17 protein-coding genes are annotated in these 19,820 nt (G+C 58.8%); 12 read left to right on the plus strand and 5 right to left on the minus strand.

Going from position 1 to position 19,820, the window contains the following annotated elements:
• Positions 1 to 418 precede the first annotated feature (418 nt).
• The 4 genes from VE934_RS02975 to VE934_RS02990 form a co-directional block, all read right to left on the minus strand.
• Entirely contained in the window at positions 419 to 1,213 is a 795-nt protein-coding gene (locus tag VE934_RS02975) for a type 1 glutamine amidotransferase (protein ID WP_324884175.1), read from the minus strand.
• 65 nt (positions 1,214 to 1,278) lie between these two features.
• Positions 1,279 to 2,763 carry a sensor histidine kinase gene (locus VE934_RS02980; protein ID WP_324884177.1) on the minus strand — a complete coding sequence of 495 codons (1,485 nt, stop codon included), beginning with the start codon at positions 2,761 to 2,763 and terminating at the stop codon, positions 1,279 to 1,281.
• Between the two features lie 103 nt (positions 2,764 to 2,866).
• Positions 2,867 to 3,541: a response regulator transcription factor gene (locus tag VE934_RS02985; RefSeq protein ID WP_324884179.1), complete on the minus strand. Its 675-nt coding sequence runs from the start codon at positions 3,539 to 3,541 to the stop codon at positions 2,867 to 2,869.
• A gap of 241 nt (positions 3,542 to 3,782) precedes the next feature.
• Positions 3,783 to 4,262, minus strand: a complete 480-nt coding sequence (locus tag VE934_RS02990; RefSeq protein WP_324884181.1) for a helix-turn-helix domain-containing protein — start codon at positions 4,260 to 4,262, stop codon at positions 3,783 to 3,785.
• Between the two features lie 166 nt (positions 4,263 to 4,428).
• Between VE934_RS02990 and recA the strand changes: the two genes are divergently transcribed.
• The 3 genes from recA (at position 4,429) to VE934_RS03005 (ending at position 7,755) form a co-directional block, all read left to right on the plus strand.
• Positions 4,429 to 5,544 carry a recombinase RecA gene (gene recA / locus VE934_RS02995; RefSeq protein WP_324884182.1) on the plus strand — a complete coding sequence of 372 codons (1,116 nt, stop codon included), beginning with the start codon at positions 4,429 to 4,431 and terminating at the stop codon, positions 5,542 to 5,544.
• A 61-nt stretch (positions 5,545 to 5,605) separates the two neighbouring features.
• Positions 5,606 to 6,109, plus strand: a complete 504-nt coding sequence (gene recX, locus VE934_RS03000) for a recombination regulator RecX (protein WP_324884184.1) — start codon at positions 5,606 to 5,608, stop codon at positions 6,107 to 6,109.
• A gap of 245 nt (positions 6,110 to 6,354) precedes the next feature.
• Positions 6,355 to 7,755: a hypothetical protein gene (locus VE934_RS03005; protein WP_324884186.1), complete on the plus strand. Its 1,401-nt coding sequence runs from the start codon at positions 6,355 to 6,357 to the stop codon at positions 7,753 to 7,755.
• A 68-nt stretch (positions 7,756 to 7,823) separates the two neighbouring features.
• Here VE934_RS03005 and argC read toward each other — a convergent pair whose 3' ends face one another.
• On the minus strand, positions 7,824 to 8,747 hold the full coding sequence (gene argC, locus VE934_RS03010) for an N-acetyl-gamma-glutamyl-phosphate reductase (RefSeq protein WP_324884188.1): 924 nt from the start codon (positions 8,745 to 8,747) through the stop codon (positions 7,824 to 7,826).
• A gap of 196 nt (positions 8,748 to 8,943) precedes the next feature.
• Between argC and sucC the strand changes: the two genes are divergently transcribed.
• From sucC to VE934_RS03055, 9 genes are all read left to right on the plus strand, one after another.
• A complete protein-coding gene (gene sucC / locus VE934_RS03015; RefSeq protein WP_324884190.1) occupies positions 8,944 to 10,104 on the plus strand; it encodes an ADP-forming succinate--CoA ligase subunit beta in 1,161 nt (386 codons plus the stop codon).
• 15 nt (positions 10,105 to 10,119) lie between these two features.
• Positions 10,120 to 11,013: a succinate--CoA ligase subunit alpha gene (sucD, locus tag VE934_RS03020; protein ID WP_324884192.1), complete on the plus strand. Its 894-nt coding sequence runs from the start codon at positions 10,120 to 10,122 to the stop codon at positions 11,011 to 11,013.
• An 84-nt stretch (positions 11,014 to 11,097) separates the two neighbouring features.
• Positions 11,098 to 11,802: a TerC family protein gene (locus VE934_RS03025; RefSeq protein WP_324884194.1), complete on the plus strand. Its 705-nt coding sequence runs from the start codon at positions 11,098 to 11,100 to the stop codon at positions 11,800 to 11,802.
• A 229-nt stretch (positions 11,803 to 12,031) separates the two neighbouring features.
• A complete protein-coding gene (locus tag VE934_RS03030; RefSeq protein ID WP_324884196.1) occupies positions 12,032 to 14,734 on the plus strand; it encodes a serine/threonine-protein kinase in 2,703 nt (900 codons plus the stop codon).
• A 9-nt stretch (positions 14,735 to 14,743) separates the two neighbouring features.
• Positions 14,744 to 15,529, plus strand: coding sequence for a Stp1/IreP family PP2C-type Ser/Thr phosphatase (locus tag VE934_RS03035; protein ID WP_324884198.1), 786 nt, complete (start codon positions 14,744 to 14,746; stop codon positions 15,527 to 15,529).
• 40 nt (positions 15,530 to 15,569) lie between these two features.
• The gene (locus tag VE934_RS03040; RefSeq protein ID WP_324884200.1) at positions 15,570 to 16,226 is read left to right on the plus strand and encodes an FHA domain-containing protein; all 657 of its coding nucleotides are present in this window, start codon (positions 15,570 to 15,572) and stop codon (positions 16,224 to 16,226) included.
• Between the two features lie 63 nt (positions 16,227 to 16,289).
• Positions 16,290 to 18,539 (plus strand): adenylate/guanylate cyclase domain-containing protein, encoded by a 2,250-nt coding sequence (locus VE934_RS03045; protein WP_324884202.1) that lies wholly within the window; start codon positions 16,290 to 16,292, stop codon positions 18,537 to 18,539.
• A gap of 25 nt (positions 18,540 to 18,564) precedes the next feature.
• Positions 18,565 to 19,356: a 3',5'-cyclic-nucleotide phosphodiesterase gene (locus VE934_RS03050; protein WP_324884204.1), complete on the plus strand. Its 792-nt coding sequence runs from the start codon at positions 18,565 to 18,567 to the stop codon at positions 19,354 to 19,356.
• Positions 19,353 to 19,820 (plus strand): GAF domain-containing protein (locus VE934_RS03055; RefSeq protein WP_414693803.1); only part of this gene is annotated, 468 nt, incomplete at its 3' end. The genes VE934_RS03050 and VE934_RS03055, both read left to right, overlap by 4 nt.

Here is a 19,820-nt window from a genome sequence, read left to right on the forward strand (position 1 = left end):
CTTTGCCTTCCCGAATGGTCATTGAGTTTGTCTTTCTACCCCAAGCCCGTCGGGCCGGGCCGAGGAGCGCAGGTCAAAGCGGATCAGGGCTCGCAGCTGTCTGAGCCGAAGGCGAGTTCTGCGAGACCCCGCTTTTACCGAGCACCACAGGCTGCCCGTAGCGAAGCGGAGGGACCCGGACCATCGGGTCGCCTTCTCTTTGCTTACTTTCTCTTGGCGAAGCAAGAGAAAGTGAGTCGCCTGCCGGGGCGAGACCCGGCTAGCAGGCGGACCATAAAAACTGAAGTCAAGACAGTAGGAAGCCGGCATGGATCCCGGATCAAGTCCGGGATGACAGACAAAATGGCAAGATTGCTACTGTATTAATAGCAAACTATCCCCGTCAATAAAGGGCAAACAGGCGATTTCATTCAAAAGCCTAAGACGAAACCCCTTTTGCAGCCGCCACTGCCGCTAAAAAATCATCCAGCACCGCCGCATCATCAATCGTGTCCGAATCGGGCTTGTGAAACTCCGGATGCCATTGCAGCGCCGCGATGTAACTCTTGGATCTGTCCTTGCGGCGAATGGCTTCCACAATGCCGTCGCTCACACTGAAGGCCTCGGCCTCAAATTCGGGCGACAGGTCCTTGATCGCCTGGTGGTGAATGCTGTTGACGCGAACCCGCTCTACGCCAGGGTAAAGGCGCGAGAGCTGCGTGCCTGGCACGATGTCCACGCTGTGAAAGTTCTGCTCATACGTCGTGGCGTCGCGGTGGATAAAAGAGTCAGGCACCTGGGTCTGAATGTCCTGGAAAAGTGTTCCGCCAAAAGCAACATTGAGTAGTTGCAGGCCGCGGCACACGCCAAAGATGGGTTTGCCCACGGACTCAAAGGCTGCCACCAGTGCCTTGTCGTACTCGTCGCGCACGCGATCGCCAGACCATTGCTCTTCCAGTGGCGCCTCGCCGTAACTGCCGGGCCAGACGTCCGCGCCGCCGTGCAGCACCAGGCCGTCCAGCCAGTGCGCATAGTGCGCATAGGTCACGTCGCCGCGCTGGGTGCTGCCCGTCGGGCACGGCACCATGACCACCATGGCGCCGGTGGACATCAGCCAGTGGGCGATGGTTTGCTCAACGTATTGAAGCGTTTTGCCGGTGAACAGCGAACGCGTTGGATCGGCATGCGAAAAGCAGGCCGACAAACCAATCTTGAGGCGGTGGGCGCTGGGCATCAGGCGGCTCCAGCGACAAATGGAAAGGAGAAAGGCATGGATGGTAATTTCATGCCTGAATGATCTCAAACCTGCGTGTCGGTTCCACTTCTGAGGTCTTGTTCTGCATCAAACGGTGTATCCATGCCGACAAATCGAACGGTGACCCGGGCGCCCGGTGACTCGGGATGGCCCGGCAGGTTGGCGTCTTCGATGCTTACGGTGGCGTTGTGCTGCTTGGCGATCTCCAGAACAATAGCCAGCCCCAGGCCTGAGCCGTCAACGTTGGTGCCGAGCGCGCGGTAGAAAGGTTGAAACACCAGCTCCCGTTCAGACGCCGGGATGCCGGGGCCCGAGTCTTCCACCAGCAACACCAGCACACCACTGAAGCGATCCGTCAGCAGCCGAGCAGTGACCTGCCCGCCTTCGGGTGTGTAGTTCAGGGCGTTGTCGATGAGGTTGCGTGCCAGCTCTTTCAGCAGGGTCGGGTTGGCTTCCAGCACGCTGGCCGGCTCGCCGGGCGGCGGGCCTTCGTAACCCAGGTCAATGCGTTTTTCGAGCGCGCGCGGCAGTGAGTCCTGAATCGCTTCAGACAGCACCTGCACCAGATCAAGCGGTTGCTTGGGCAGACTGCGGCCCGTGGTCTCGGCGCGGGCCAGGGCCAGCAGCTGGTTAACCGTGTGCGTCGCGCGGATGCTGGCGCGGCCAATGTGCTTCAGCGACTTCTTCAACTCTTCCGCATCAGTTTCGCGCTGGGCCAGGTCGGCCTGCATGCGCAATCCCGCAAGCGGGGTTTTGAGTTGATGCGCAGCATCCGCAAGAAACCGTTTTTGAGTCGTGAGCGACACCTTGAGCCGGCTCAGCAAATCATTAATGGACGAGACCAGTGGCGCGACTTCTTCTGGCACCACGGTTTCATCCAGAGGGCTCATGTCATCAGACTTGCGCGCGCGGATGCGCTTTTCGAGTTGATCGAGCGGCTTGATGCCGCGCACCAGCGCCAGCCACACCAGCAACACGGCCAGTGGCAGGGTGACAAACTGCGGCACCATCACGCCTTTGACAATTTCGGTTGCCAGGGTTTTGCGTTTCTCCAGCGTCTCGGCCACCTGCACCAGCATCGGTGATGCACCGGGCACATCCACCTTGACCCAGGTGTAGGCCACGCGCACGTCTTCGCCCTGCATGACGTCTTCTCGCAGGCGCACCTCGCCATTCGTGGGCATGTCTTCCTCGGGCGGCATGGGCAGATCCGCTTCGCCGCTGAGGTGTTCACCGTGGGTGCCGCGCACCTGGTAGTAGACCAGGTCGGTATCGTCAGCGCGCAAAATCTCGCGCGCCGGCGCAGTCAGGTTGAACTGCACCTGCTTGTTCTTGACCACAATCAGCTTGGCCAGCGCCTGGACGTTGTATTCAAGCGCGCGGTCAAAAGGTTTGCCCGCAATGTTTTGCCCCACCAGCCAGGTCAGCGCCAGACTGATGGGCCACAGCAACAGCAGCGGCGTGAGCATCCAGTCGAGGATTTCACCGAAAAGGCTTCGGCGTTCGCGCTGGAAGAGTCTTAAGGCCATCGGTTATTCCGCTGGCTGCGTCAAGGGAGCCCGTTCGCCCTGAGCTTTTCGAAGGGTCCCGGTGAAGGCTTCGACAGGCTCAGCCCGAACGGAGAGGAATCGGTCAGCCGGGGATTTTCTCAAGGCAGTAGCCCAGTCCGCGAACGGTGGCAATGCGCACCGGCCCTTTTTCAATCTTCTTGCGCAGCCGGTGGATGTAAACCTCGATCGCGTTATTGCTCACCTCTTCGCCCCATTCGCACAGGCGTTCAACCAGCTGGTCCTTGCTGACGAGGCGGCCGGCGCGCTGCAGCAACACTTCGAGCAGACCCAATTCACGCGCAGACAACTCCACCATCTGGCCGTCAATCGTGGCGACTCTGCCGGCCTGGTCATACACCAGCGGGCCATGTTTGATGGTGCTGCTGGCACCGCCCATGCCACGGCGGGTGAGAGCCCGGACGCGGGCTTCCAGCTCTTGCAGCGAGAACGGTTTGGCCATGTAATCGTCAGCGCCGTAGTCCAGCCCTTTGACGCGCTCTTCCACGCTGTCGGCGGCGGTGAGAATCAGCACCGGCATTGATGAGCCGCGTGCACGCAGGCGCTTGAGCACCTCCAGCCCGTGCATTTTCGGCAGGCCCAGGTCCAGAATCAACAAGTCAAATTCGGTGTTGGTCATCAAGGCGGCGTCGGCTTCGGTGCCGCTGGCCACATGGTCCGCAGCCGCGCCGGAGTTGCGCAGGGTCCGCAACAAACCGTCGGCCAGAACCTGGTCGTCTTCAGCAATCAATATACGCATGGCTGTCTCCTGATGAGGATCGGTGTCTGATCCATGGGCGGGCCGGTGGCGCGGCTCTTGGCTTGTTTTTCAAATTCTAGGCTTTTATCCCCTCTGGTTTGCTGACTGACTCGCCCCCACGCTTTTCACTGCGTGTAATGCGCTGCCCCCCGAGGGGGCCGCTGCGCCTGCGGCCCGGCGAAGCCGGTTCCGCGGCCCCTGCTGAAAAAGTCGGGGACCAGCCGCGCGACGGTTCCAGCACTCAAGCACCGGCATAAGCTTCGAGGCCTAGCGCGACGACGGTGGCTACATCAGCACCCACAGCACGCTGAAACTCCACCTCGGCTTGCTTCACCGCATCACGAAAAGCCTGAAGCCACAGCAAGCCGGACGCCGTAAACACCACGGTGCGGGCGCGTTTGTCATGCGGGTCGGGCTCGCGCGTCACCAAACCCCAGGCCTCGCACTGGTCCACCAGGTCGCCCATGGCCTGCTTGCTCATGCCGGCGCTTTGCGCCAGATCAGTCAGGCGCGAGCCGCCAACGGCCAAGTGCCGGGTGATGTGAATGTGTGCAGCGCCAACCTGGGCGCGGGCGGCAAGGTTGGAAAGCGCCAGCGGCACGTCGATGTTGCGCGCCATCAGCACCAGAACCCGCTCGTCAAAGCGGCGCAGGGCGTGGCCCAGCAGGCGTCCCAAGTGCGTGAGGCGCCAGTTTTCGTGATCAGCGGGCTTGGAATCCATGCGCAAAATGATACGGCCAATTGATCAGGCAAACTGACTAAATATGGGGTTTACTTATTTATATGGCACCCATAAAGTACTGGTCATGCACCCAGTACTGTGATTAAAAGCAGAGCTGGAAACCAAAGCCAAAGTTTTCCCTCACTGACATTCAAGGAGTTTTTCCATGGACATGCCAAACCGCACCAACCCCGCACTGAACACCGAAAAAGCCAAGGCGCTGCAGGCCGCGCTGGCCCAGATCGAAAAGCAGTTCGGCAAAGGCACCATCATGAAGCTGGGCGCCGGCGAGGTGATCGAGGACATCCAGGTGGTGTCTACCGGTTCGCTGGGTCTGGACATTGCCCTGGGCGTTGGCGGCCTGCCGCGCGGCCGTGTCGTTGAAATCTACGGCCCGGAGTCGTCCGGTAAAACCACGCTGACCCTGCAGGTGATTGCCGAGATGCAAAAACTGGGCGGCACCTGCGCTTTCGTGGATGCCGAGCACGCGCTGGACATCCAGTACGCGCAAAAACTGGGCGTCAATCTGCAAGACCTGCTGATCAGCCAGCCTGACACCGGCGAGCAGGCCCTGGAAATTGTTGATTCCCTCACGCGCTCCGGCGCGGTTGATTTGATCGTGGTTGACTCGGTGGCGGCGCTGACGCCCAAGGCCGAGCTGGAAGGCGAAATGGGCGATTCGCTCCCCGGCCTGCAGGCCCGCTTGATGAGCCAGGCCCTGCGCAAGCTGACTGCTCACATCAAGAAGGCCAACTGCATGGTCATCTTTATTAACCAGATCCGCATGAAGATTGGCGTGATGTTCGGCAGCCCCGAAACCACCACCGGCGGCAATGCGCTGAAGTTTTACGCCTCGGTGCGCCTGGACATCCGCCGCATCGGCTCCATCAAGAAGGGCGAGGAAGTGGTCGGCAACGAAACCCGCGTCAAGGTGGTCAAGAACAAAGTGGCGTCGCCGTTCAAGATGGCGGAGTTCGACATCCTCTATGGGGAGGGCATCAGCCGGCTTGGCGAGGTGCTGGACCTCGGCGTGGCAGGACATATTGTTGAAAAAGCCGGCGCCTGGTACGCCTTCAACGGCGAAAAAATCGGCCAGGGCCGCGACAACTCGCGTGAATTCCTCAAAGAAAACCCCGAGCTCGCCATCGAGATCGAGAACAAGGTGCGAGAGTCACTGGGCATTCCGCTGATTCAGGACGCTGTGGGTGGCAAGCCGGACAAAGCCGAGAAGGCGGACAAAGCAGAAAAGGCCGAAAAAGCCCCCAAGGTTGCAGCTGTCTAAATAAGCACGCAGGCATGGCCGGTTTAGTATCAAATCGGCCTCCTGCCCTTGTTTTACAAGCGTGAGTAGCTATCAAAACAATAGCGGTGGCCGCCGCCCCCCCGGCCCCGGCCCCGGCCTTTCACTGAAAGGTCGGGCTTTGCGTTTCCTCGCGCAGCGCGAGCATTCCCGGGCCGAACTGGAGCGCAAACTTGCCGGGCACGCTGAGTCGCCCGAGCAACTGGCGCAAGTACTGGACGAGCTTCAGGCCAAAGATTTCATCAGCGAAGCGCGGGTGGTGGAATCCGTGATCAACCGGCGTGCCCAGCGCTTCGGTACAACGCGCATCCGTCAGGAGTTGATGGGCAAGGGGCTTGCCGTCGAGGCAGTGGCCGAGGCCGTGAGCACACTCAAAGCCACCGAAGTTGATCGCGCCCGTGAAGTCTGGCGCAAGAAATTTGGCGAAGCTGCAACAGACGCTGCAGCGCATGGCAAACAAATGCGATTTTTGCTGACACGCGGGTTTTCAGGAGATGCGGTACACGCGGTTCTTCGCAACGCGCGCGAGTCGGATCAGGACAGCTGAACCCACCCCAAATTTCCGCTCATGCGGGCGACAGACCGTGCGCTGTACGGCCTTTCGGGTGGCGAGCCGCATCGCCGACAGGCGCATCAGCGTCTGTCTGACATGGCAGTTGTTTGCGCAGCTCGACAGTGCAAGTGTCCGAGTCCGCACAGCCATTTAGCCAAATCTAAACAGCTTTGTTGGCCGGCTTGCAGCCAGCCAGGTGGTCGGCCGTATCCATCAACAGTACATCCAAGGAGATAACAATGAGCGATTCCAACCCACGTAATAAAGACGTACTCACTGGCGAACCAGGCTCTCATCCCGTCGGTACAGGACTTGGCGCTGCGGGCGGCGCAGTTAGCGGAGCAACCATCGGTACGGTGGTCGCAGGTCCAGTGGGCACCATCGTCGGCGCAGCCATTGGGGCCGTTGCTGGCGGACTCGCCGGTAAAGGTGTTGCCGAAAACGTGAATCCAACAGAAGGCGGCGCGCCTGAAGAGCACGCCATCGGTACGACAGTGGGTGCCTCGGGCGGTGCAGTGGCAGGCGCAGCAATTGGCGCAGTAGGCGGACCAATCGGCATGGCCGCAGGCGCGGCCATCGGAGCAGTGACGGGTGGGATGGCTGGCCAGGGCGTGGCTGAAGTCGTCAATCCAGACCCCACGGATCGGCTTGGTGACCATAACCTGGCATCTGGAGTAGGCGCTGGGGGCGGTGCCATGGCGGGCGCGGCAGTCGGCGCAGTGGGTGGCCCTGTAGGCATAGTGGCCGGTGCGGCCATAGGTGCGCTGGCTGGCGGCAGAGCCGGTGAAGGTGCTGGTGAAGTGGTCAATCCAAAGCGGACCGACGACCTCGAAAATCATAATTTGGCTACTGGCGTTGGCGCTGGCAGCGGTGCAGTCGCGGGTGCTGCCCTCGGTGCAGTGGCTGGCCCTGTGGGCATGGCGGCGGGTGCTGCAATAGGAGCGATCGCCGGCGGCAAAGCAGGGGAAGGCGCTGGTGAAGTGGTCAACCCCAAGCGCGGTGATGACCTCGCAGAACATCATCTCGCCTCTGGCACCGGTACGGGCGGCGGTGCGCTTGCTGGCGCGGCAGTCGGCTCCGTGGCCGGTCCGGTTGGCGCTATTGTGGGCGCGACGGTTGGCGCCGCTGCTGGCCATATGGCCGGCAAGGGTGCCGGTGAAGTTGTAAACCCCAAACGCCAGGATGAGCTTGGTGATCACAACCTCGGCACGGGCGTAGGCGCTGGTGCGGGTGCTGCGACAGGCGCCGTGCTCGGCACCGTGGGCGGCCCAGTCGGCATGGCGGTAGGCGCTGCTGTCGGCGGATTGGCTGGCGCCGCAGCAGGGAATGGGGTGGCGAGTGCGGTCAACCCTGCTGTGGAAGATGCCTACTGGAGCAACACCTACACGGCGCGCCCAGGCTACATCAATGGCTATACCTACGCCGATGATTATTCGCCTGCTTATCGTTTGGGTTATGAGGGCCGCAGCCGTTATGGCGAGCGACAGTTCGGCGAAGTGGAAGGCGCGCTGCAAAGTGACTGGGAGCGCTCGCGTGGTTCGTCGCGTCTGACCTGGGACCAGGCCCGTGACGCTACGCGTGATGCCTGGCATCGTGTTGAGCGAGCCCTGCCTGGCGATGCAGATCGTGATGGACGTTAATCAGGTCTGGTGACGCTCAATAAAAAACCGCCCCTAGGGGCGGTTTTTTTTTGTGGCTGCGCTGCTGGTTACAGCCCCAGCATCAATTTCATGTTTTGCACGGCAGCGCCCGAGGCGCCCTTGCCCAGGTTGTCCAGACGTGCAATCAACACCGCGTGGCGATAGGTCTCGTTGGCGAACACACGCAACTCCATCTTGTTGGTGTCATTCAAGGCGAGGGCATCCAGGGTGCCGTTGTCGGTAGCAGCTTCAACGGTGACCCATGGGCTGCCTGCATAGTGCTTGCTCAAAGCCTCAAGCAATTCGGTGGCTTGCGGCTTGCCCGGCAGCAAATCCAGATGAAGGGGCAGTTGCACCAGCATGCCCTGTTTGAAATTTCCAACCGAAGGCGTGAACACCGGGCGGCGTGTCAAACCGGTGTATTTCATGATTTCGGGCACGTGCTTGTGCTCAAGCTTGAGGCCGTAGATTTCATACAGCGCAGCCGTGCCAGCCTCATGAGCCTCAATCATGCTGCGACCGCCGCCGGAGTAACCACTGACTGCGGGAATGACCAAGGGGTGGTCTTTCGGAACGATGCCAGCATCGATCAATGGGCGAATCAAGGCGATGGCGCCGGTGGAATAGCAGCCCGGGTTGGATACGCGATCGGCCCTGGCGACAGCCTCGCTTTGCCCAGCTACCAGTTCCGGAAAACCAAAGACCCAGTCCGGCGCGGTGCGGTGGGCTGTCGACGCATCAATGATCTTGGGACCCTTTTTGCCGCTGGTTCGCGCCAGGTCGTCGATCATGGCCACAGACTCGCGTGCCGCGTCGTCATGCAGGCACAGCACCACCAGGTCGACCGTACCCATCAGCTCGCGCTTGGCCGCGGCGTCTTTGCGCAGCTCAGGCGCAATGCTGACCAGTTCAATCGCCGGCATGGCTTGCAGCCGCTCACGAATCTGCAGTCCTGTGGTTCCGGCTTCGCCGTCAATAAAGACCTTGGGCATGTATTTATCCTGAGGAGGGTGCTTATAACTGTGTTGTAAGTCACGCACAAGAATTGTGCATCGCAACATGATACAGTTCTGCGCTGCTGCCTGCAGTGAACGAAGGCGTTACATTTTGGTGAATCTGCCGCACTGTTGCAGACAAACATCAGGCTGATGCTGGCGCCCCTTTTTACCGACTCCTGGAAGTAATTTCATGAAAATTCACGAATACCAAGGCAAGGAAATCTTGCGCAACTTTGGTGTCCCGACGCCGCGCGGCATCCCCGCGTTCACAGTGCAAGAGGCGGTGGAAGCTGCCCAGAAACTTGGCGGCCCGGTGTGGGTGGTCAAGGCGCAGATTCACGCCGGTGGACGTGGCAAAGGTGGCGGTGTCAAGGTCGCCAAAACCATTGACGATGTCAAACGCATCGCTGGCGAGATTCTGGGCATGCAGCTCAAGACGCACCAGACCGGGCCTGAAGGCCAGAAAGTTCGCCGCCTCTATATTGAAGACGGCGCAGACATCCAGCAGGAGTATTACGTCTCTGCCGTGACCGACCGCGAGTCCCAAAAGGTTGCCTTCATTGCTTCCAGCGAAGGCGGTATGGACATCGAAGAGGTGGCGCATACAAATCCCGAAAAGATCATCAAGGTGTTTGTTGATCCCCTGGTCGGCTTGACCGACGCGCAGGCCAAGGAAATATGCTCCGGAATCGGCATGCCTGCCGACTCTGTTGCGCAGACCGTCGACATCCTGCAAAAGCTCTACAAGTGCTATATGGAAACCGACGCATCGCTGGTTGAAATCAACCCGCTGAACCGCAACAGCAAGGGCGAAGTTGTCGCCCTCGATGCGAAGTTCAACTTCGACGCGAATGCCTTGTTCCGCCATCCCGAGATCGTCGCCTTCCGCGATCTGGACGAAGAAGACCCGGCCGAAGTCGAAGCCAGCAAGTTTGACCTTGCCTACATCAGCCTGGACGGCAACATCGGTTGCCTGGTCAATGGCGCCGGTCTGGCGATGGCCACCATGGACACCATCAAGTTGTTCGGCGGCGAGCCAGCCAACTTTTTGGACGTGGGCGGCGGCGCGACTGCAGAAAAAGTGACTGAAGCCTTCAAGATCATGCTGAAGAACCCGGAAGTCAAAGGCATCCTGGTCAATATCTTCGGCGGCATCATGAAGTGCGACACGATTGCTGAAGGCGTGATCACGGCTTGCAAGGCTACGAATCTGTCAGTTCCGCTGGTGGTCCGCATGAAGGGCACCAACGAAGACCTGGGTAAAAAGATGCTGGCCGAGTCAGGCCTGCCCATCATTGCCGCCGACACCATGGCCGATGCGGCTACAAAAATCGTCGCAGCAGTCAAATAAGGCGGAACCCACACCATGTCTATTTACATCAACAAAAACACCAAAGTCATCACGCAGGGCATCACTGGCAAAACCGGCCAGTTCCACACCCGGATGTGCCGTGACTACGCGAACGGCAAAGAAGCCTTTGTGGCCGGCGTGAATCCGAAAAAAGCCGGCGAAGACTTCGAAGGCATTCCGATTTTTGCCAACGTGACGGAAGCCGCCAAGGCCACCGGTGCCACGGTGTCGGTGATTTACGTGCCGCCAGCCGGCGCTGCTGCAGCCATTTGGGAAGCGGTCGAAGCCAACCTCGACCTCGCGATCTGTATCACCGAAGGCATTCCCGTGCGTGACATGCTGGAAGTGCGCAACCGCATGAAGGCCAAGGAAGCCGCAGGCGGCAAGAAAACCCTGCTGCTGGGCCCCAACTGCCCCGGCTTGATCACGCCTGAAGAAATCAAGATCGGCATCATGCCCGGCCACATTCACCGCAAGGGCCGCATTGGTGTGGTCAGCCGTTCCGGCACGCTGACATACGAAGCGGTTGCACAGTTGACCGAAATCGGCCTGGGTCAGTCCAGCGCTGTCGGTATTGGTGGCGACCCGATCAATGGTCTGAAGCACATCGACGTGATGCGTGCCTTCAATGACGACCCGGACACCGATGCAGTGATCATGATTGGCGAAATTGGTGGACCCGACGAAGCTGAAGCTGCCGAGTGGTGCAAGGCCAACATGAAAAAGCCAATCGTGGGCTTTATCGCAGGTGTGACGGCCCCCGCGGGCAAACGCATGGGTCATGCCGGGGCTTTGATCTCGGGCGGCGCTGATACGGCCGATGCCAAGCTTGAAATCATGGAAGCCTGCGGCTTTACCGTCACGCGCAATCCGTCTGAAATGGCCAAGCTGCTCAAGGCATTGCTGTAACTTTCACGTATTGCGGTTAGCCACAACAGACAGGCCGGTTGTCATCGCTGACAATCGGTCTTTTTGATTCTCGAAGGGGTTTCCATGGAAGAGTTCATGACGGCAAGCTTCTGGCTTGCAGTGGGCCAGATCATCATGATCGACATCCTTCTGGGTGGCGATAACGCGGTGGTGATTGCCCTGGCTTGCCGTAACCTGCCCCCCAAGCAGCGTACCCAAGGCATTATTTACGGCACCCTTGGCGCGATTGTCCTGCGGGTGATCCTGATTGCCTTTGCTCTGGCCCTTCTCGCCGTTCCCTATCTCAAGATCGTGGGTGCCATTTTGCTGCTGTGGATTGGTGTCAAGCTGCTGCAACCCGAGGGCGAGGACGCACACAACATCAGCTCCAGCGACAAGCTCTGGGGTGCCGTCAAGACCGTGATCATTGCCGACCTGGTGATGAGCGTGGACAACGTGCTGGCGATTGCTGGGGCGGCACAGGGCGCCAGTCAACAGCATCAGTTGCCACTGGTTATTTTCGGCCTGCTGGTCAGCATTCCCATCATCGTGTGGGGCAGCCAGATCGTTCTCAAGCTCATGGGACGCTTCCCCATCATCATCACCGCTGGCGCCATGTTGCTCGGCTGGATTGCAGGTCAGATGGCCTACACAGATCCCGCTCTCAAACCCTATCTGCCAGCCTCCGCGTATTGGAGCTACGCAGCTGCCGCCGCAGGCGCTCTTTTGGTGCTGGCGGCTGGCAAGGTGTTGCAGGCGCGTAAGGCCCCTCCCGCCAACCCGGCCTGAGCCGGATAGTCCGAAAGCAATTTGGTACCGCTCCGTGAGGTACCAAATTGCAACAGAAGGCAGCCGGGTCGTGCAAAAGGCCCTTGTCCGGCTTGGGCGCCTCTGGTAATGTCCACAAACGTGAAACTTGTAACTCCCTGCTAATGCGGCAGAAGGAGCCAGGAGCGCAAGAGGAAGCCGGTGCGCCAAGTGCCTGCGTTTTCAGCGAACCATGACAAAAGGGCGGGACGTGGCATCATCATCAAGCAAACGGGGGCAATTCTGGCGAGCCGACTGGTTTGTGGGCGTACTGGTCGTTCTGGCGGTCCTCGTGTTGCACGCTGCAACCGATTTTTTCGGAACCCTGGAGCGTCGGTACTACGACTTCGCCAGCACCAGCACCTCCCGCCAGCCTTCAGAACGCATTGCCATCATCGCCATTGATGATCAGAGTATTGCCAACATCGGACGCTGGCCCTGGCCGCGCGATGTTCATGCCCAGCTGATTGACCAGCTGGCGGCGGCTAAGGCCAAAACCATCGCCCATACGGCCTTCTTTTTTGAGCCGCAAACCGACCGTGGGTTGGTGTTTATCCGAAAAATCAAGGAGGCGCTGGGTCCCGCGACAGACCCGGCAGTGGCGCAGGGCGGCCTGCCGGAGCAGTTAGGCAAAGTGATTGCGGAAGCAGAGGTGGCACTGGATACGGACGCCAAGCTGGCCGCGAGCATGAGCAAAGCCGCCAATGTGCTGGTGCCGTCAGTCTTCGTGCTGGGGGAGCCACAAGGCAAGCCTGACAACCCTCTTCCTGCCTATGCACTCAAAAGTGCCGTTGAAGAACGCAATAATTTTTCGCTGCCTGCCATTCGGGGGCAGCAGCCCATTGAAATCATCGGCAACGCAGCTGTCGGGATTGCACATTTGAACCAATTGCCTGATGTGGATGGCGCCGTGCGGCAGGAACCGCTACTGATCAACTACTTTGGCAAAGCCGTGCCCTCCATGAGTCTGCTTGTCGCGGCCAAAAGTCTCAACCTCGACACAGCTGATATCAAGCTCAATGCCGGTGAGTCGGTGCAGATCGGCAAACTGCGGATAGGCACCGACGAAGCAGCGCTGATGTTGCCGCAGTTCTACAAGGGCAAGGACGGCCGGCCGGCTTTCCCCGTGGACTCTTTTTACGACGTGTTGTCCGGCAAGATTCCCGCCAGCAAATATGCCGGGAAAATCGTGATCATCGGCGCAACGGCCGCAGGGGTTGGCACGCAGTTTCCCACGCCGGCCGGGGCGGGGCTGTCGCCCGCCGAGACCATTGCGCATATCACGTCCAGCATTTTGAGCGAACATTTCATCGTGCAGCCCACTTGGGGTATTTGGGCAACGCTGGCTGTGCTGCTGGTGGTAGCCGGCTATCTTGTTGCGGGTTTGCCCAGGCTTTCGGCGGGCAAGGCTGCCATCGTCACGTTAACGTTGTTTGTGGTGCTGCTTGTCATCGAATTCGGATTGCTCTCGAGTGCGGCCATATGGCTGAAGTTGGTCTTTCCGGCGGCCTTGCTGGTCATGGGGCATTTGGCGCTGACCACCAAGCGCTTCCTGATGACCGAAGCCGGCAAACTCAAATCAGATGAAGAGTCGGCTGAAACCAACCGCATGATGGGTCTGGCGCTGCAGGGGCAGGGTCAGCTGGATATGGCGTTTGACCGGTTCCGCCGCGTGCCGTTTACCGACGCGCTGATGGACAACATGAACAACCTTGCGCTGGATTTCGAGCGCAAACGCCAGTTCAACAAGGCCCAGGCCGTGTATGAATACATGGCTACTTACAACAAGAACCACAAAGACCTGCAGTCCAAACTTAACCGCGCCAAAAACCTGTCTGAAACCGTTATTTTGGGCGGTGGCGGCGCCCACCCTGGTGGCACCATGCTGCTGGACGGCGGCGGGGTTGAAAAACCCATGCTGGGCCGCTACCAGGTGGAAAAAGAGCTGGGCAAAGGCGCCATGGGCGTGGTGTATTTGGGCAAGGATCCCAAAATCGGCCGGGTGGTCGCCATCAAGACCATGGCGCTGAGCCAGGAATTTGAGGGCGAGGAGCTGACTGACGCACGTGAACGCTTCTTCCGTGAGGCAGAAACCGCAGGTCGCCTGCAGCACCAGAATATCGTGACGATTTTTGACGCCGGTGAAGAACACGACCTGGCCTACATCGCGATGGAGTTTCTCAAAGGCAAGGATCTGGCCGATGTCACCAAAGACGGACAGTTGCTTCCCATCCCCAAGGTGCTGTCGATTGTGGCCCGCGTTGCAGAAGCGCTGGCTTACGCGCACAAACAAAACGTGGTGCACCGTGACATCAAGCCAGCCAACATCATGTATGACCTGGACAGTGACAGCGTGAAGGTGACCGACTTTGGTATTGCGCGCATCACCGATTCAAGCAAGACCAAAACCGGGCTGGTGCTTGGAACGCCGAGCTTCATGTCCCCTGAACAGATTGCTGGCAAAAAAGTTGACGGGCGTTCTGACCTGTATTCGCTGGGCGTGATGTTGTTTCAGATGCTGGCTGGCGTCTTGCCCTTTCGGGGTGACTCGATGGCCGAATTGATGTACAAAATTGCCAACGAGCCGGCGCCTGACATCCGAATTATCCGGGCCGAGTTGTCCGAACGCCTTGCAGATGTAGTCGCTTTGTCTTTGAGCAAACGGTCTGAAACGCGGTATCAGGACGGCGACCAATTTGCGGCCGATCTGCGGGCTGTCATTGCGGATTTAGCGGGCGCCCCTGCTGGCGTTTCAGCGCCTGCCCCGGCCCCTGTAGCGCCCCCCGCCGCGGCAGACGGGAACGAAAAAACCGTTGTCCTCGCCGTGGGCGACAATCCAGCCTTTGAGAAAACGATTGCAGCACGTGCGCCTTTTGCGCCCGCAGCCGATTCCGATCCTGATTTGAAGCGATAAGAACCGACGATGATTTACGAGATTTGCACACAGACGGACCCTGGTTTAACGCGGGATAACAACGAAGACTCGGTAACGTTTGACGCAGCGACGCGGCTCTGTATTCTGGCGGACGGTATGGGCGGCTATAACGCCGGCGAAATTGCCAGTGGCATGGCCACCGCCTTTATCAAGTCGGAGATGGGGCGCTGGCTGTCGCAGGCAGGAAAAGAGGCCAACTCCAAAGAGGTACGGCGGGCGCTGGAGATTTGCGTAGAAAACGCCAACCATTCCATTTTTAACGCGGCCAACTCCAACCCCCAGTATTCGGGAATGGGCACCACGCTGGTGGTGGGCGTGTTCCAGAACACGCGCCTGATGCTGGGCCACATTGGCGACTCCCGTTGCTACCGCCTTCGCGAGGGGCAGCTCCAGCAAATCACCAAAGATCACTCTTTGTTACAGGAGCAGATCGACGCCGGGTTGATCACGCCGGAGCAGGCTTTCACCTCCGTGAACAAAAACCTGGTGACCCGGGCACTGGGAGTTGAAGACGCGGTGTTGCTGGAAGTCAACGAACATCGGGTCGAGGCGGGTGATATCTACCTCATGTGTTCGGACGGCCTGTCTGACATGATCACCGACGACGCGATTGCGGCTATTCTATTGGGGTCCCAGTCGCTTGAACAAATTGCGGGTCGCCTGACTGTTGCGGCCAACGATGCTGGCGGTCGCGATAACATTTCAGTATTGCTGGCGCAAGCGAAGGAAGCCTCGGTCAAGCGGGGGCTGCTGTCCAAAATGTTGGGCAAGTAGCCGGATTGAGCGCTAAAACAAAATCAGACAGGAGTCGGCCATGCCGAAAATGATCGTCTCTATTGACGGTGTTGTGATCAAAGAGGTTCAGCTCACCAAGGACCGCACGTCCCTGGGTCGCAGGCCTTACAACGACATCGTCATCGACAACCTGGCCGTCAGCGGCGAGCATGCCGTTCTGCAAATGTCGGGCACCGACGTTTTTGTTGAAGACCTCAACAGCACCAATGGCACCTACCTCAACGGCAAGGCCGTCAAAAAGCAGCAGTTGAGCAATGGCGACACCGTCGAAATTGGCAAGTACAAAATCAAATACGTGAGCGAGGTTGTTGGCGCCGGATTTGAAAAAACGATGATCATCAAGGCCGGTTCGGCAGGGCTCGTCCCTCCAGCCGGTGCAGCGCCCGTCGCGGCGCCGGTGGCGGGTGGCGCGGGCCCCAATGCCGCCATCAAGGTTATGTCGGGCGCTGCAGCTGGGCGCGAGGTGGCGCTGGTCAAGGTAGTGACCACCATCGGCAAGCCAGGCGTAGCGGTCGCGGCGATTACCAAACGGCCCCAGGGCTTTGTGGTGGCGCATGTGGAAGGGGATAACAAGCCAACTCTTAACGGTGTGCCTATCGGTGCAGAGCCTGTGACGCTCAAAAATGGCGATGTCCTCGAGTTGGCGGGGACCCAAATGCAATTTGTGCAGCGCTAGAACAGGTGATTTTGGGTCTCTGACCTGAAAATCCCAAACAGCGCAACTCTCTCAAGAGGCCATATGCGACTTGTTTCCAGGCACTGGCCCCGCATCGCCGTCACGCTGATCCCCCTTGTTTTTGCGCTGCTGCACGCCGGTGGCGTGCTTCGCATTGGGGTCTTGCAGCGGCTTGACGACATCATTTATGACGCACGCCTTCGGGCCACCATGCCCAAGACGCTGGACGAGCGCATCGTCATTGTGGATATTGACGAAAAAAGTCTGGCGGAAGTGGGCCGCTGGCCATGGGGGCGAAACAAGCTGGCTGAGTTGGTCGAGGAGTTGATTGACAGGCAAAAGGCTGCAATGCTGGGCTTTGACGTGGTGTTTGCAGAAGCCGACGACAGCTCAGGTCTCAAGCGACTCAAGCAGCTGGCTCAGGGCGAGCTGAAAGATCAACCGGCTTTCAGCGAGAAGCTTGCCCAGTTGCAGTCCAGTCTGGATTACGACGCCGTATTTGCCAAAGCCATCGAGAAGCGTCCGGTGGTCCTGGGGTACTACATGACCAGTGACCGCGATGGGCGGACCAATGGCACTTTGCCCGCGGCGGTCATGACCAATGATGCCCTGAAAGGCCGACCCATCGCTTTCACCAGCTGGAACGGCTTCGGCTCCAACATCGATGTTCTTGCCAAAGCCGCTCCCATGGGCGGCTTTTTCAATTCCATCACCGAGGCTGATGGTGTGGTGCGGTCCATTCCCTTGTTGGCCGAATACAAGGGGCAGTATTACGAGTCGCTCTCGCTGGCCATGTTTCGCCTGCTGCTCGGCTTGCCTGCCGTTGAACCAGGTTTCCCGCAGGATCGATTCATCACCCGGAACTACCAGGGCCTGGAAAGCATTTTGCTCAAACAGGGAAGCAAGACGCTCGCAATCCCGGTGGACCATCGGGTTGCCACACTGGTCCCGTTTCGTGGGCCCGGCAATGCAAGTGGCGGTTCGTACAGGTATATCTCGGCCTCGGATGTGCTCGCAAGACGCGTGGCACCGGGCGAACTGAAAGACAAAATCGTTTTGCTCGGCACAACGGCGCCGGGTCTGCTTGATTTGCGCGTTACCCCGGTTGGTGAGACTTACCCCGGCGTGGAAACTCACGCCAATGTGATCTCGGGCTTTCTTGATGGCAAGGTGTTTGTCAAACCTGACTACGCCCTTGGTTATGAGGTGCTTGTTCTTGTGCTGTCTGGATTGACCCTTGCGTTTGCGCTGCCACTGTTGTCAGCGCCCAAGGCGGTGGCCACAAGCGTAGGCGTGATGGCTGCTCTGGTGGGGCTTAATTTCTGGTTGTATTTGGCCGAAGGGCTCGTGTTGCCACTGGCCAGCGCCCTGGTGATGGCATTTACCGCATTTGCGCTGAACATGAGTTACGGCTATTTTGTGGAGAGCCGGTCCAAGCGGGAGCTTGCCCATTTGTTTGGTACCTATGTTCCCCCTGAGCTTGTCGACGAGATGGTGAAGGACCCGGACAGCTACAGCATGAAGGCGTCATCCAAGGAGTTGACGGTCATGTTTTGCGACATGCGCGGCTTTACCCAGATGTCAGAGACCATGGAGCCAACGCAATTGCAGGCCTTGCTCAACAGCGTCTTCAGCAGGCTGACAGACCTGATCCGCGGGAACCGCGGCACGATTGACAAATACATGGGCGATTGCGTCATGGCTTTCTGGGGCGCCCCGGTAGACACACCCGATCATGCGGCCCTGGCTGTCAAAACCTCCATGGAGATGTCTTTGGCCATCCGCAAACTCAATGAGGAGCACAAGGCCAAGGGCCTGCCAGAAATCGGCATTGGCATCGGACTCAACACCGGGACCATGTGTGTGGGCGACATGGGCTCCGATATCCGTCGCAGTTACACCGTCATTGGCGATTCGGTCAATCTGGGATCAAGGCTCGAGGGCCTGTCCAAGACGTATGGGGTTGATACGGTGGTCAGCGAATCAACGCGCAAACTCTCGCCAGAATTTGCCTGGCAGGAACTGGACAAAGTTAGGGTCAAGGGCAAAGAGCAGGCTGTGGCGATTTTCTATCCGGTGGGACTATCCGGGCAACTCGACAAGCAGGTGAGCGGAGAGTTGAAGGAGTGGGCTTTGATGATCAAAGCCTACAGGGACCAGTCCTGGGACCAGTGCGACGTGCATTTGCTCAATTTACAGCGCATGAATGCACAAAAATACCTTTACCAGCTCTACGCGGAACGTGTAGCCTCCATGAGACTGTTGCCGTTTGACCCTGAGTGGGACGGCGCCACAAACTTCGTCACCAAGTAAGTTTCAAGAACGGGTTGCAAACTCCATGAAAGTACGTGTACTGGGTTGCTCAGGGGCCATCGCGAAAGACTGTCGCACCACGTCGTTCTTGCTTGATCACGACGTTCTTGTCGATGCAGGCACAGGTGTGGGCGATCTCACGCTGGACGAGATGGGCGCCATAGACCATGTCCTGCTGACGCACTCCCACCTTGACCATGTGGCCGCCTTGCCGCTGATGGTCGACGCGACGGCGTCACGGCGAACCACACCGTTGCAGATCCACGCACTCCAGGGAACCATAGATGCACTGCGGGCACATATTTTCAACAACACCATATGGCCTGATTTTTCACGGATCCCTACTCCCGAAGCGCCTTTCATCAGTTTTCATCCGCTTGTAATGGGCCAGACCTTGCTTATTGGGGGCAAGTACGTCGAAGTGCTTCCCGCCGTGCATACGGTGCCTGCTGTCGGCTACGCAGTGGCGACGGGCTCGGGATGTTGGGTGTTTACGGGGGACACCGAACGCAATCCCGCGCTTTGGGAGCGGCTCAATGAACTCAATGTCGCCATGCTGGTGATCGAAACGGCGTTTAGCAACCGGGAGCGTGACTTGGCGAAGCGCAGTCTGCATTTGTCGCCACATGCCCTCGCAACAGAGCTCGATTGCATTGACAAGGGCCGCAATTATCCGATCTACATCACGCACACCAAACCCGCTGAAACTGAAATGATCATGGCTGAAATTCAGCGCTTCGACCAGACCGCACCATTTGGTCCCAACGTCACGCACGACATCCGGTGGTTGCGTGCGGGGCAGGAGTTTGAACTATGAATGCCGTCGTCGAACGCGATCATGAAGACGAGTTTTTTGACTCACAGATGTTGCCGCCGCAGGAGCGCGGCGTAACGTTCGAGGCCTTGTACTTTCGGCAACTGCAGCTGGTCACCAATCGAATTCATGAGACGGAAAATATCGACCAGATCATGCTGGAGGCCAGTCAGGACATCTGCAAGCTGTTCAATGCGGACCGGTTGACTCTGTATGCGGTGAACGAAGACCGCACCTCTATTGTTTCCAAGGTGAAAACAGGGCTGAACACCAGCCGCGATTTGAAGCTTCCGATCAGCCCGCAGAGTATTGCAGGATACGTTGCCCTCTCGAAACAGATGGTCAACATAGCCGACGTGTATGACGATGTAGCGCTCAAAACAATCCATCCGAAGCTGAGCTTCTTGCAGGAAGTCGACAAGCGTTCTGGTTACCGCACCAAACAAATGCTTGTTGCACCTGTCATG

It is taken from the genome of Polaromonas sp., from assembly GCF_035638815.1.
GTDB lineage: Bacteria > Pseudomonadota > Gammaproteobacteria > Burkholderiales > Burkholderiaceae_C > Polaromonas.